We start from the raw sequence: 13,966 nt of genomic DNA on the forward strand, positions 1-13,966 counted from the left end.
TCTCCCGCGGTCTTTACGCCGCCAACCTCATGAGGGCTCCCCGATGCTTCGACACCTGCCACTTGTATCGCTCATCTTCATCCTGTGTTCCGGGCTCAAGGTTACCGCGTCCGAAGTGCCTTGGGCGCTGAACGATTATATCGACCGGGATCTGCTGTCTTGGGTCAATGATGCCCGCATCGTTGACGCGATTGCGCAGCAGAACCAGCGACACCGAGAGATGAATGTCTTGGCCGCCGCGTCTGCCGCAGCGACCGCGCAGGCCACCCCGACGAGCCAAGCAACGGCCCCTGTCGCCGTAGCCTTCTTAGCGGCGCAGATTGCCCGCGCCAAAGGTCAGATTGCCGAAGTGGCGCTGCTTGACGCCTATGGGTTGACCGTCGTCACCAGCGGCACCGCATCGGTCTATTTCAAAGGCGGCAAGCCCAAGAACAGCAATCGTTTCACGCCACCATCGGGGATGTTCGTAATCGATCAAGTGGCCATCGATGAAGGCTCCAAAGCGCATCAAAGCCGTGTTTCGATGCCCATTACAGAACCATCCAACGGAGCGATCATCGGGGTAATCACGGTGGAGTTGGAAGCGGCTGCCTTTTTCTGATGCCACCCTATGCCTGGGCGTGATCCGCCCTCGGGTCCTTAGGGTAAGCGGGGCCGAACTGGTGCTTGCGAGCGCTTTGGCTAGGATTATCGAAACATGACAGTGAAGTCTGGGACTATTAAATACAGCAAAACAACCTCGTCGCCGGTGGCGATGAAGCTTAGATTGTTGTTATGGCTCGCGTTTTCATAGGTCTACGGGGCGGTCGCGCCGACGGCAGAGCGCGCGCCGGGGACGACCGCATAGGGATTGTCGTAGAGCGACGAGCCGAGGTATCTGTCCGCAATTTCTACCGGTCGTGGTGTTTTAGGCGAGCAGTTGGGCGGTGATGCAAAGGAACCGATTCATCGCGCGGCTCCGACGAAACGATAGCCCTCGCCACGGCGTTCAACCCGGCCCAGACCGCCCTGTGGCAGGTGAAAGCCCATCAGCCAGATCTGTTCGTCCGCCAGCCGGTCCAGCAACCGCTGGCGGGTTTCGGCACCGCGCTCGGGGTCTTGGTCCGATCCGCTGGCCCAGCCGGGCCGGGCAAAGGCGAGATGGTGATTGCCGATGGCATCGCCGCCGATCATCATCGCGTCACTACCGCTGCCCAGCAGGAACGACATATGCCCGGGCGTATGCCCGAAACTCGCCTGTGCCATGATGCCGGGCAGCACTTCATCGCCGTCGGAGAAATGGGCCACCCGGTCCGGGATCGCCGCCAACCGCCGCGCGGCTCCGACGGCAAAGGCGGCGCGGGCTGCGCCGATTGTGTCCACGGTCGCCGGATCGCGCCAATAGTCCCATTCGACCTGACCCATGTGGTAGCGCGCATTGGGAAAGACCAGATCGTCGAAATCGTCCAGCACGCCCCAAAGGTGATCCGGGTGGCCATGGGTAAAGACAACGTCGGTCACCGCCTCCGGGGCGACGCCCGCCGCGTCCAAACTCTCTGAAAGCGATCCGGCCGATGGCATAAAGGCGGGGCCAGCGCCCGCGTCGAAGAGGATCACCCGGTCGTCATTGCGCAAAAGCGTCAGGTTGCAGGGCGGCGCCAACTGGTCCTGAGGGAGATCAAAGGGCGCCAAAACCTGCGCCAGTTCCTCCTGCGGCAAACCTTCAAAGAAGAAACTCCGCGGGAGCAGCAGATTGCCGTCGCTCACACTGACAAACTCATACCCACCGATCTGGGTAGAGGTTAGGGCAAAGGCACGCAGCGGGCCATGGGCAAGGGCCGCCGCGCCCATCCCTGCCAGCACCGTCCGTCTATTGACCTTCATCTTATGCCCTCCCCGCATTCATTCCGATTCGTGAATATAATTATCCTCATCGGATGACGGCACAAGGGGCGAATGCCCCGGCAAGAGATAAGTGTGCAAAACAAGGCAGCTATGCATGATCGTGGCTTGCATCGGGGGCAGGGGTTCTATCTAGGGGACACCACTCGAAACCCACCCCGACCCGGACAGAAAATGACTGATATCACAACAGAAGGTGCCTCGATCGCCTTTGACAAGGTCGGCAAGGCCTTTACCAAAGCAGGCGGGGCGACCGTGAATGCACTTGAGGGGATATCCCTCGACGTGGCACCGGGCTCAATCACCGGGATCATCGGGCGTTCGGGGGCGGGCAAATCGACCTTGCTGCGCATGGTCAACGGGTTGGAGCGTCCGACCACCGGCAACGTGCTGGTCGGCGGTGAGGATGTCAGCACCGCCAAAGGCGGCAAGTTGCGCGCGATCCGACGTGACGTTGGCATGATTTTTCAACACTTTAACCTGCTGTCTTCACGTACCGTGGCGGGCAATATCGCGCTGCCGCTCGAAGTGGCCGGGATGCCGAGCGCGCAGATCAAACCGCGTGTGGCGGACCTTATCGACCGGGTCGGGCTAAGCGCGCAGGCGGGGCGCTACCCGGCAGAGCTTTCGGGCGGACAGAAGCAGCGTATCGGCATCGCGCGCGCCTTGGCCACCGGGCCGAAAGTGTTGCTCTCGGATGAGGCGACCTCAGCTCTGGACCCTGAGACCACCCAAACGGTTCTGTCGCTTTTGAAGGACATCAACCGCGATCTGGGGCTGACGATCCTGCTGATTACCCATGAGATGGCCGTGGTGCGCGACATCGCGAGCCATGTGGCGGTGATCGACGCAGGCCAGATCGTCGAACATGGGGCCACCTATGACATCTTCACCGCGCCGCAACACGCGACGACGCGGTCCTTCCTTTCGGGCGTGACCGGCGTCACCCTGCCTGCTTTCGTCAAAGAACGGCTGACCCAAACCGCCCCTGCAACGGGCGGCGAAGAGGTGATCCGCGTCACCTTTGCAGGCGCCCATGCCACCGATCCGATGTTGGCGCGGCTGACGCAGGATATGGGCATTCCGGTCAATATCCTTGCGGGCGCTGTCGAAGAGATCGGAACCCGGCCCTTCGGCAACCTGCTGGTGTCTCTGCCGGTGGCGCAGGCCGCCCAAGCGCGCGCCTTTTTGGAACAACACGGGCTTCTGACGGAGGTGCTGGGCTATGTCGGCTAATCTGATTAACCTTTTGATCGAAGCGACGGGGCAAACGCTCTATATGGTGGCGGTATCCGCGATTCTTGGCACGGTCTTTGGCCTGCCGCTGGGGCTGTTTCTCGCCACCTCGCAACGCGGAGAACTGCTGTCCGCGCCTTGGGTGAACAAGGTGCTCGGGCTGGTGGTGAACGCCACGCGCTCCGTTCCGTTTATCATTCTCGTTGTGGCGATCATTCCCTTTACCCGGATGGTGGCCGGCACCTCTATTGGCACCACGGCGGCCATTGTGCCGCTGACTATCGCGACGGTCCCCTTCATCGCGCGTCTGGTGGAAAACGCGATCCGTGAAGTCGATTCCGGGTTGATCGAAGCCGCCCGCGCGATGGGTGCGACCCCGCTGCAGATCATCCGCAAAGTGCTGCTGCCCGAAGCGCTCCCCGGCATCACGCTGGGCCTGACCTTGGCGATTGTCAGCCTGATTGGCTATTCCGCCATGGTCGGGGCCGTAGGGGGCGAAGGGCTGGGAGACCTTGGTATTCGATATGGATATCAACGGTTTATGCCTGACGTTATGGCAATCGTCGTGATCATTCTTATCGTCTTGGTACAGCTTGTGCAGTCCATCGGCGAGCGTATCGCCAGCGCCGTGGACAAACGGGCCACCAAAAGCGGCGGCCAATAGGCCGCGCCTTACACCCGCTCTCTCAATCTAAGGAGACTACTATGCTTCGTCTTACGACACTCACCTCCGTTCTGGCGCTGATGGCCATCGGTCTTGCCGCCGAGGAAATCAAAGTCGGCGTTTCCCCGGCGAGCACGCCGAGATCATGGAAGAGGTCGCCCGTATCGCCGAGCCGATGGGCTTGGACATCGATGTGGTCGAATTCTCTGACTACGTGGTCCCGAACCAAGCGCTGGCCGATGGCGACATTCAGGCCAACTCGTTCCAGCACGTGCCCTATCTTGAAGCGCAGATGAAAGACCGCGGCTTTGAGTTGAGCGTCGTTGGCAACACCATCACGACCCCCATGGGTGTCTATTCGGACAAGATCACCGCGCTTGCCGATCTGGAAGAAGGGGCCACATTCGGCATCCCGAACGATCCCACAAACGGTGGCCGCGCGCTGCTGGTCCTGCAAGAACTGGGTCTGATCAAGGTGGATGAGGCCGCAGGTCTGGTGCCGACCGTGCTCGACATCACCGAGAACCCCAAGGACCTGTCCTTCAAAGAGCTTGATGCCGCCCAACTGCCGCGGTCGCTGGCCGATCTGGATGCGGCTTTGATCAATACCAACTACGCGATTGCCTCGGGTCTGAGCCCCAAGGAAGATTCCATCGCGATGGAAAGCGCCGAGAACCCATATGTGAACGTCATCGCCGTGCGCAAAGGCGACGAGGAAGCCGCATGGGTTGAGACACTGCTCAAGGCCTATCATTCCGATGAAATCAAAGCCTTCATCGATGAAAGCTATCAGGGCACTGTTATCACCTCCTGGTAAACGCGCGCTTTCAGAGCGTCACGACAGACTTGACCCGCCCCGCGCGGGTCAAGATCACCATCGCCCCAAAGGGGCTGCATTTCGGCAGGTTAAGACTCCTCTCCAATTAGGTTGAGTCTGACGGTCGGCCAAAACAATTAAATTACTGTTTAGGAATACCGCGTAGCTCTCGCCTATCGTTGCGAGGGGCAAAAGTGCCCCCGGCTAAATTCTACGCAGACTTCTTAACATGAAAATTATGTTGCGTTGCGGCGTGAGAATTTTGTTGAAAAGTTCAATTCCACCCGTATCGTGAAATCACGAGGGGTTTTTTCACATGACCCGGGGCTTGCCCTTCCTGATGTCTGACAGGGGCCGATGGTCGCGAAACATGTGAACGGGACGTTCAATTAGAAGAAGCGACCATAACAGACCTAGGGAGAATATCATGAAGACCGTGAAACTGATGGGCACCGCCGCCAGCCTGCTTGTGATGGGTGTCACCCAATCTGCCGCGCAGGATTTGACCGTGGGGTATTTCCTCGAATGGCCGATGCCGTTCCAATATGCCAAGGCCGAGGGGATGTATGACGAAGCCCTTGGCACCAGTGTGAATTGGGTCAGCTTCGACTCCGGCACAGCCATGTCGGCGGCGATGGCGTCGGGCGATGTGCATATGTCGGTAAGCCAAGGCGTGCCGCCCTTCGTGGTGGCGACCTCGGCGGGGCAAGATATTCAGATTCTTGATGTCGCAGTCAGCTATTCCGAGAATGATAACTGCGTGATCCGGGAGGAGTTAGAGATCGATAAATCCTCCGTCGCGGAACTGGCAGGCAAGAAGGTCGCCGTGCCACTCGGCACCGCTGCGCACTACGGTTTTCTCAAACAAATGAGCCACTTCGGCGTCGATGTTGGGTCGCTTGATGTGGTCGACATGGCGCCGCCTGATGGCGCTGCAGCCATCGCGCAGGGTTCGGTCGATATGGCCTGCGGCTGGGGCGGCTCTCTGCGGCGGATGCTGGAGCATGGCAATATCCTTTTGACGGGCGCCGAGAAAGAAGAACTGGGCATTCTCGTTTTCGATGTGACCTCTGGCCCGGCGTCTTGGGTGGCTGAAAATTCCGATACGGTGTCTGCTTTCCTGAAAGTCACGGCAGAAGCGAATGCGATGTGGGCCGATGAGGCCAATCAAGCCAAGATGCTGCCCGTGATCGCCAAGGACGCCGGCATGGACGAAGACGCCACGATGGAAACGATCGCGACCTTCACCTTCCCCTCGCTTGAGGATCAGATGGGAGAGAAATGGCTCGGGGGTGGCGCGCAGGAGTTCATGAAAGGCGTCGCAGATGTCTTTGTCGAAGCGGGCGCGATCGACGCGGCGCTCGACAGCTACGACGACGCGGTCAACACCGGTCCGTTGCAGGCCGCAGGCGAGATGTAAGCCAAGACGGCTCAATACGGGGCCGCCCCCAATCTTTGCCCGGTTCGTTGTAGCCGAAGAGCCGGGCAGGCGGGGGCGGTCTTACAAAAATAGCAGGGGGCACCGGGGCGGCATGTCGGGACTAAAAATCGAAAATCTGTCGATGCGGTTCGACCTGCCCAATGGCGGTCACGTACAGGCGCTTGAAAACGTATCGCTTGACCTTGCCGAAGGCCAATTGATGTCGGTGCTGGGGCCCTCGGGTTGTGGCAAGACGACGCTTCTGAACATCGTTGCGGGATTTCTTGCGCCAACCTCGGGCGAGATCGTTTTGAATGGCCACAACGTGACCGGGCCGGATGCAGAGCGGGGCATGGTCTTTCAGCAGGGTGCGCTGTTTGAATGGATGTCGGTGCGCGAGAACGTGAGTTTTGGCCCTCGGATGAAGGGGCAGAGCGAAAAGCAATACGGGGCCGAGGTCGACCACCTGCTCGATATCGTCGGGCTGCGGGACTTCAAGGAAAAGGCGATCTACGAACTTTCCGGCGGGATGCAGCAGCGGGTGGCGCTGGCGCGTTGTCTGGCAAATGATCCCGACGTGATCCTGATGGATGAGCCTTTGGGCGCGCTTGATGCCCTGACCCGTGAAAAGATGCAAAGCCTTGTTCTGAAGCTTTGGAAAGAGACGGGCAAGACCATCATCCTCATCACCCATTCGGTCGAAGAAGCGCTGCTGCTGGGCGAGCGGCTCTTGGTCATGGCACCGCGTCCGGGGCGCATTCACCGCGAATACCGTCTGCCCTTTGCCGATCTGGGTGTGGGCCATGATCTGCGCGAAGTTAAGAAACACCCTGAATTCGCCGAAAGACGCGAAGAGATCCTTGGTATGATCTGGGACATGGAAGAAGAGATTATGGGCCGGACGGAGGACGCATAATGGTTATCCTACTGATTTATATCGTTATCTTTGTCGTCTCATTCTTTTTGGTGCGTCTTGCCGTCGACCAGACTGCGAATGGATTTGTTGCGCGCAAGACCGTCACCTTTGGCGATGAAAGCGCTGTCACCTCGAACCGCACCGCCAGCGTAATCTCGATCCTGACGATCTTTTTGCTGTGGGGCGCTTTTACCGGCTCGTCGCTGCTGCCCCGGTTTTTGCATGCGCCCGGCCCCTTTGAGGGGCTGGCCGAGCTGACCTATACCGCAGAGGCCGAAGACGGCAGCCGCGATGATGCGACGATCACCGTCTTGGTGCATCCCGTGGGCGAAGATGCCGATACGCCGCAGGTCGATCCCGGCGAAGGCTGGGCCAAGAATGACGCTTTCACCATCGGCGCATGGCGGTCGGGGCTTTTGCGCGTCGATAAGAATGACGACAAGGGCCGCGATGTCGGGCACCGCGTCGTCGCGGTGAACGGCCAGGAGATCGTGCCGGGTGGGGAGGTGCTGACTGACTTTGGCCGCGTCGGCATGTCGCCCAAGGGCACGCTTAATTTTGAGCCTGCGAAGGGCTGGCAGATGGAGCCGATTTGGCTGCCGCCACCTGAGGCCGTGGTCGCCCGGTTGGGTGAGATTTCCAGCCAAGGTTACCGGGACAGCACCCTGTGGGAGCATCTGGGCTATTCGCTTTTCCGCGTTGTCGTGGGCTTTGCCCTTGGGGCGCTGGTGGGCATTCCGCTGGGCTATGCCATGGGCCTGTCGGGCTGGTTCCGCGGGTGGTTCGATCCGATTGTCGAATTCATGCGCCCCGTGCCGCCGCTTGCGCTGATTCCGTTGGTGATCATCTGGGCGGGCATCGGCGAGGTGGGCAAGATCATCCTGCTGTTCCTTGCGGCCCTATGGATCATGGCCATCGCTGCGCGGTCGGGCGTGTCGGGGGTGAATATCACCAAGGTCCACGCGGCCTATTCGCTTGGCGCGTCCAAGGCGCAAATCATGCGCCATGTTATCGTGCCGAACTCTCTGCCCGAGATCTTTACCGGGGCGCGGGTGGCGATGGGCGTCTGCTGGGGCACGGTGGTGGCCGCCGAACTGGTGGCCGCAGAAAAGGGGCGGGGATGATGATCATGGTCGCCTCCAAATTCCAGCTGACCGACATCGTACTGATGGGGATCATCCTGATTGGCGTCATCGGTTTTGGCATCGACATGTTGATGCGCAAGGCCGAGCGGCTGTTGGTGCCTTGGAAGGGGCGGTCTTAACCCCGCCCGCCTCAGTTCATCGCTTTCGAGGAGAAACACTTGCCAGACGCCGAATTCCGCGCCACAGTGAAAAAATGGAGGATATTTTCACATGACCCGAGCGAAAAGGCAGGGGGCCGAGGCCACGGCGCCACGCTCACTAGGGGCCGATTTACGCGCGATCCGCAAGGGGCGCAGACTGACCCTGACCGATATGGCCGAGGCGTTGGACCGTTCCGTTGGCTGGGTCAGTCAGGTCGAACGCGATATCTCGACCCCCTCCATCTCAGATCTGCGACGCATGGCCGAGATCTTGGATGTGCCGGTCTCTCTGCTCTTTGGCGAAGCGACAGTGACCCCCGAAGAACGCGGCTATGTTGTGCGCGCCGGGGCACGGCGGGCCATGGGAAGTGCGGCCAACGGGTTGACGGAAGAGTTGCTTTCCCCCGATCTGACCGACAGTTTCGAGGTCATCCATTCGACCTTTGCAGCCTATTCGGGGCTGGAGGCGCCCGTCATGCGCGAAACGCAGGAGGTGGGCTTTGTCATCTCGGGCCGGTTGAACCTGAAGATTGCAGAGCGCAGCTTTACCGTCTGCCCCGGCGACAGCTTTCGCATTCGGGGCGAATATTACACTTGGGACAACCCCTACGACACGCCCGCCGTGGTGGTCTGGGTGATCTCTCCGCCGGTTTACTGAACCGGGTTTTCATCAATTCAAATTGTTTCAAACTGACCGGGGGCGCCATTGGTCAGCCTTTGGCAGTGCTTGGCAAAGGGAGCTGAACGTGGCTGATTTTCCGACAACGGCGCGGGTCGTGATCATCGGGGGCGGCGTGGTTGGGGTCTCGACCCTCTACCACCTTGCCCGTGCGGGTTGGACCGATTGCGTCCTGCTTGAAAAGAACGAGCTCACCGCGGGCTCCACTTGGCATGCGGCGGGCAACTGCCCCAATTTCTCGAATTCATGGGCGGTGATGAACATGCAGCGCTACGGGCTAGAGATGTACCGCAGCTTGGGCGAGGCGGTGGGCTATCCGATCAACTACCACGTGACCGGGGCGCTGCGATTGGCCCATAGCCGTGAACGGATGCAGGAGTTTGAACATGTCGCCTCCATGGCCCGCGCGCAGGGGCTGGGGATGGAGATGTGCACCCCCGCCGAGCTGAAAGAGCATAATCCGTTCATAGAGCTACATGACCTTGCGGGCGGGTTGTGGGATCCCTTGGATGGGGACATTGACCCGGCACAACTGACCCAAGCCCTTGCCAAAGGCGCGCGGGAGGCAGGGGGCAAATTCACCGCTTTACCCCCGCCACCGGCATAGATCGCGATGGGGACGAATGGATCGTCCATACCGAAAAGGGCGATATCCGCTGCGAGAAGGTGGTCAACGCCGCCGGCTATTACGCGCAGCGGGTCGGCGAATGGTTCCGCCCCCATGGCGGCCGCCGGGTGCCTGCCGTGGTGATGAGCCATCAGTATTTCCTGACCGAAGAAATCCCCGAGCTGGCCGCATGGACCGCCGAAAAGGGCCAAAAAATGCCGATGGTCCGCGATGTGGACAGTTCCTATTACCTGCGGCAAGACAAGAACGGTCTGAACCTCGGTCCCTATGAGCGCAACTGCAAAGCCCATTGGATCACCCCCGACGATCCGATGCCCGAGGATTTCAGCTTTCAGCTCTACCCCGATGATCTGGACCGGCTGGAATGGTATATCGAAGACGCCATGGCGCGGATGCCGCTTTTGGGCCAAAGCGGTGTGGGGCGGGTGATCAATGGGCCGATCCCCTATGCGCCCGATGGCTTGCCGATGCTCGGCCCGATGGCCGGCGTGCCAAATGCCTTTGAGGCGCATAGCTTTACCTTCGGCATCGCGCAGGGCGGCGGCGCGGGCAAGGTCATGGCCGAATGGATCATGGCGGGTGAAACAGAGTGGGACATGTGGGATGTCGACCCGCGCCGCTTCACTGCCCATGCCGATCACGACTTCACCCTCGCCAAGGCTTTAGAGACCTATGGTCATGAATATGCGATGCATTTCCCGCATCACGCATGGCCTGCGGGGCGCGATAAGAAACTGTCGCCGCTGCAAGACCGCCTGCGCGCGGCGGGCGGTCAGATGGGCGCCTACAACGGGTGGGAACGGGCGAATTGGTTCGCAAAACCCGGCGATGATACTTCGGAAGAGGCGACCCAGACATGGGACAGGGCTGGCCCATGGGCCGTCCGGGTCCGGGCGGAGGTCGAGGCGGTGCGCGACCATGTCGGCGTGCTGGACCTGCCCGGTTTCTCACGCTTTGCGCTGGCGGGACCGGGCGCTGCGGACTGGCTGCTGGGGCGGATCGCAGGCGCGCTGCCCAAAGTGGGGCGGATGACACTGGGCTATTTCCCCGACAGCCGGGGGCGGGTGCTGACCGAAATGTCGATCCTGCGGCATGCGGAAGATGAATTCACCCTGATCACCGCCGCCCCCGCGCAATGGCATGACTTTGAACTGCTGCGCGATGCGTTGCCCAAAGGGGGGCGATCAGCCTGACGGATCAAACAGATCAAGTCTCGACCCTGATCCTCTGTGGCCCGAAATCCCGTGCGCTTTTGGCACCACTGGCTCCCGATGCCGATCTGGCATTGCCGTGGCTCAGCCATCAAAAGGCATCTGTGCAGGGCAAGCCCGCGTTGCTTGCGCGGGTCTGTTTCGCAGGCGAGTTGGGCTGGGAAATCCACGCGGCGCCCTCGGATATGCCCGCGATCTATGATGCGGTCATCGCGGGCGGGGCCGTACCTTTCGGGATGTTCGCGCTCAATTCCATGCGGCTTGAAAAAGGCTACCGCACCTGGAAAGGCGATCTGTCGCAGGAATACACTTTGCTGGAAGCCGGGTTGGACCGGTTCATCCGGTTGGAGAAACCGCAGGCGTTTCCGGGCAAAGCGGCGCTGGTTGCCGAACGGGCGGCGGGGCCGCAGCGGCGCTTCGTCACGTTGGTCGTTGAGGGCAATCCACAAGACGCGCCAGCGATGGCCACACTGCGCCTGAAGGGCCGGGTTGTGGGCGAAGTGACCAGCGGCGGCTATGGCTACCGCGCCGATGCCTCCATCGCCCTCGGGGTGGTTCAGGCCGAGGCTGCCGTGCCGGGCACCGACCTCACGGTGGAAATCTTTGGCCAGAGTTACCGCGCCACGGTGCAGCCCGACGCGCCGCTTTGGGACAGTGAAAACACCCGCATCCGCGCGCAGGAGGTCTGAAATGGTACAGCTGCCTTCCAAAGCCCGCGCCGTCATCATCGGCGGTGGCGTGATCGGCTGTTCGGTCGCGTACCATCTGACAAAGCTCGGCTGGACCGATGTCGTGTTGCTGGAACGTAAACAACTTACCTCTGGCACCACATGGCACGCGGCAGGGCTGATCGCGCAGCTGCGCGCGACGCAGAACATGACGCGGCTGGCGAAATATTCCCAAGAACTCTACGGCGCGCTTGAGGCGGAAACCGGGGTCGCCACGGGGTTCAAGCGCGTGGGGTCGATCACTGCCGCGCTGACACCTGCGCGGCGCGAGGAAATCCTGCGTCAGGCCGCCATGGCCCGCGCCTTTGGCGTGGAGGTCGAGGAAATCACCCCCGCGGAAGTGCACGCCAAGTATCCCCACATTGAGACCGAAGGCATGACCGGCGCGGTCTATCTGCCGAAAGACGGGCAGGGCGATCCGGCCAATATTGCACTGGCGTTGGCCAAGGGCGCGCGGGCGCGTGGCGCGATCGTGGCAGAGCGGATCAAGGCCACCGGCGTGGTGCGCGCGGGGCGTAGGGTCACAGCAGTAGATTGGGCCGGGGAGGATGGCAGCGCGGGGCAGATCGAGGCCGAGCATGTCATCAATTGCGCAGGCATGTGGGGGCGGGACGTGGGCAGGATGCTGGGCAGCAACGTGCCGCTGCAAGCTTGTGAGCATTTCTATATCGTCACCGAAGCCATTCCCTCCTTGCGTGAATTGCCGGTGCTGCGTGTCCCCGATGAGTATGCCTATTACAAAGAGGATGCGGGCAAAATCCTGCTTGGTGCGTTTGAGCCTGTCGCCAAGCCATGGGCGCTGCAGGGCATCCCCGAGAGTTTCGAGTTTGACCAACTGCCCGAAGATTTCGACCATTTCGAGCCGATCCTTGAGATGGCCGTCAAACGGTTGCCACTGCTGGCGGACGCGGGGATTCACACCTTTTTCAATGGTCCCGAAAGTTTCACCCCCGATGATGCCTATCACCTCGGTCAGGCCCCCGAGATGGACAATGTCTGGGTCGCCGCCGGGTTCAACTCTATCGGGATTCAGTCGGCGGGCGGCGCGGGCATGGCGCTGGCGCAATGGATGGAAGACGGGCAAAAACCCTTTGATCTGGGTGACGTGGACATCGCGCGAATGCAGCCGTTTCAGGGCAATAAGACCTATCTGGCGACGCGGTCGACCGAAACGCTGGGCTTGCTCTATGCCGATCACTTTCCCTATCGCCAAAAGGCGACCGCGCGGGGCATCCGGCGCAGCCCGGTGCACGCACATCTGCTGGAGCATGGCGCGGTCATGGGCGAATTCGCGGGCTGGGAACGGGCCAATTGGTTTGCGGATGCCGGCCAAGAGCGTGAATACCGCTACGCTTGGGGGCGGCAGAACTGGTTCGACAATCAAGCCGCCGAACACGCCGCCATCCGCACGGGCGTCGGGCTTTATGATATGTCGTCCTTCGGCAAGATCCGGGTCGAGGGGCCAGAGGCCGAGGCTTTCATGAACCATATCTGCGGTGCGCAGATGGCGGTGCCGGTGGGCAAGATTGTCTATACGCAATTCCTCAACCCTCGGGGCAGGATCGAGGCGGATGTCACCGTGACGCGGCTCAGCGAAACGGCCTATCTCGTCGTCACCCCCGCCGCGACGCGGCTGGCGGATGAAACATGGCTGCGCCGTCATACGGGCGAGCGCCTTGTTGTGATCACGGATGTGACGGCGGGCGAAGCGGTCCTCGCCATAATGGGGCCAAAGGCGCGGGAGGTTTTGCAGGCGATATCCCCCAATGACTTCTCTAACGAGACGCACCCCTTCGGCATGGCGCGGGAGATCGAGATCGGCATGGGGCTCGCCCGGGCGCACCGCGTGTCATACGTGGGCGAACTGGGTTGGGAGCTTTACGTCAGCACTGAAATGGCGGCCCATGTCTTTGAGGTGCTGATCGAAGCAGGCGCGGCCTATGGGCTGAAACTCTGCGGGCTGCACGCGATGGACAGTTGCCGGATCGAAAAGGGCTTTCGCCATTTCGGCCATGACATCACCTGCGAGGACCATGTGCTGGAGGCGGGCTTGGGCTTTGCGGTGAAGACCGACAAGCCCGATTTCATTGGCCGCGACGCGGTGTTGCGCAAGAAGGAGGCGGGGCTGACCCTGCGGATGGTGCAATTCCGTCTGACGGACCCGGAGCCGCTGCTGTATCACGCCGAGCCGATCCTGCGGGACGGGCAACTCGCGGGCTATCTCAGTTCGGGCAATTACGGGCATCACTTGGGCGGCGCGGTCGGGCTGGGCTATGTGCCCTGCGAAGGGGAAAGCGTCCCCGACCTGCTGGGCTCGACCTATGAGATCGACGTCGCGGGCCGCCGGATCAAGGCCGAGGCGAGCCTGAAACCGATGTATGATCCCAGCGGGGCGCGCTCGAAAAGCTAGGCCCCGCGCCCGCCCAGAAATCGCGCCCTTCGCAGGCTTATGCCGCCCTCTTTGACATAGATCAAAGCGGTGGTCTCAGCCGCATGCGATC

General features: G+C 61.1%; 8 protein-coding genes and 4 pseudogenes. 10 read left to right on the forward strand and 2 right to left on the reverse strand.

The window, feature by feature from the left end; translation table 11 throughout:
* The first annotated feature begins 43 nt into the window (after positions 1-43).
* Complete coding sequence (locus ACFQAU_RS15495; protein WP_132443366.1) at positions 44-601, forward strand: hypothetical protein; 558 nt, start codon at positions 44-46, stop codon at positions 599-601.
* A gap of 125 nt (positions 602-726) precedes the next feature.
* Here the strand turns inward: ACFQAU_RS15495 and ACFQAU_RS15500 are convergent.
* Positions 727-945: pseudogene (locus ACFQAU_RS15500) on the reverse strand (hypothetical protein); the annotation flags it as partial.
* Positions 946-1,863 (reverse strand): MBL fold metallo-hydrolase, encoded by a 918-nt coding sequence (locus ACFQAU_RS15505; protein WP_132443367.1) that lies wholly within the window; start codon positions 1,861-1,863, stop codon positions 946-948.
* A 192-nt stretch (positions 1,864-2,055) separates the two neighbouring features.
* Between ACFQAU_RS15505 and ACFQAU_RS15510 the strand changes: the two genes are divergently transcribed.
* The 9 genes and pseudogenes from ACFQAU_RS15510 (at position 2,056) to ACFQAU_RS15550 (ending at position 13,875) form a co-directional block, all read left to right on the forward strand.
* Positions 2,056-3,117, forward strand: coding sequence for a methionine ABC transporter ATP-binding protein (locus ACFQAU_RS15510; RefSeq protein WP_067629386.1), 1,062 nt, complete (start codon positions 2,056-2,058; stop codon positions 3,115-3,117).
* Positions 3,107-3,781 carry a methionine ABC transporter permease gene (locus ACFQAU_RS15515; protein ID WP_067629388.1) on the forward strand — a complete coding sequence of 225 codons (675 nt, stop codon included), beginning with the start codon at positions 3,107-3,109 and terminating at the stop codon, positions 3,779-3,781. The genes ACFQAU_RS15510 and ACFQAU_RS15515 overlap by 11 nt, the downstream gene beginning before the upstream one ends.
* A 41-nt stretch (positions 3,782-3,822) precedes the next feature.
* Positions 3,823-4,598: pseudogene (locus tag ACFQAU_RS15520) on the forward strand (MetQ/NlpA family ABC transporter substrate-binding protein).
* A gap of 427 nt (positions 4,599-5,025) precedes the next feature.
* Complete coding sequence (locus tag ACFQAU_RS15525; RefSeq protein ID WP_067629393.1) at positions 5,026-6,018, forward strand: taurine ABC transporter substrate-binding protein; 993 nt, start codon at positions 5,026-5,028, stop codon at positions 6,016-6,018.
* A gap of 112 nt (positions 6,019-6,130) precedes the next feature.
* On the forward strand, positions 6,131-6,934 hold the full coding sequence (locus tag ACFQAU_RS15530; RefSeq protein ID WP_067629395.1) for a taurine ABC transporter ATP-binding protein: 804 nt from the start codon (positions 6,131-6,133) through the stop codon (positions 6,932-6,934).
* A pseudogene (locus ACFQAU_RS15535) lies at positions 6,934-8,198 on the forward strand (ABC transporter permease). The gene ACFQAU_RS15530 and the pseudogene ACFQAU_RS15535 overlap by 1 nt, the downstream one beginning before the upstream one ends.
* A gap of 91 nt (positions 8,199-8,289) precedes the next feature.
* The gene (locus tag ACFQAU_RS15540; RefSeq protein ID WP_132443370.1) at positions 8,290-8,877 is read left to right on the forward strand and encodes a helix-turn-helix domain-containing protein; all 588 of its coding nucleotides are present in this window, start codon (positions 8,290-8,292) and stop codon (positions 8,875-8,877) included.
* An 88-nt stretch (positions 8,878-8,965) separates the two neighbouring features.
* Positions 8,966-11,426, forward strand: a pseudogene (locus tag ACFQAU_RS15545) (GcvT family protein).
* 1 nt (position 11,427) lies between these two features.
* Entirely contained in the window at positions 11,428-13,875 is a 2,448-nt protein-coding gene (locus ACFQAU_RS15550) for a GcvT family protein (RefSeq protein ID WP_132443372.1), read from the forward strand.
* The last annotated feature ends 91 nt before the right edge of the window (positions 13,876-13,966 follow it).

Origin of the sequence: Sulfitobacter profundi (genome assembly GCF_042661425.1) — a bacterium.
GTDB lineage: Bacteria > Pseudomonadota > Alphaproteobacteria > Rhodobacterales > Rhodobacteraceae > Sulfitobacter > Sulfitobacter profundi.

Bases quoted from the DNA above. Each gene is read 5' to 3' on its own strand.
- ACFQAU_RS15495 (WP_132443366.1), top strand. From the start codon at position 44: ATGCTTCGACACCTGCCACTTGTATCGCTCATCTTCATCCTGTGTTCC.
- ACFQAU_RS15505 (WP_132443367.1), bottom strand. From the start codon at position 1,863: ATGAAGGTCAATAGACGGACGGTGCTGGCAGGGATGGGCGCGGCGGCC.
- ACFQAU_RS15510 (WP_067629386.1), top strand. From the start codon at position 2,056: ATGACTGATATCACAACAGAAGGTGCCTCGATCGCCTTTGACAAGGTC.
- ACFQAU_RS15515 (WP_067629388.1), top strand. From the start codon at position 3,107: ATGTCGGCTAATCTGATTAACCTTTTGATCGAAGCGACGGGGCAAACG.
- ACFQAU_RS15525 (WP_067629393.1), top strand. From the start codon at position 5,026: ATGAAGACCGTGAAACTGATGGGCACCGCCGCCAGCCTGCTTGTGATG.
- ACFQAU_RS15530 (WP_067629395.1), top strand. From the start codon at position 6,131: ATGTCGGGACTAAAAATCGAAAATCTGTCGATGCGGTTCGACCTGCCC.
- ACFQAU_RS15540 (WP_132443370.1), top strand. From the start codon at position 8,290: ATGACCCGAGCGAAAAGGCAGGGGGCCGAGGCCACGGCGCCACGCTCA.
- ACFQAU_RS15550 (WP_132443372.1), top strand. From the start codon at position 11,428: ATGGTACAGCTGCCTTCCAAAGCCCGCGCCGTCATCATCGGCGGTGGC.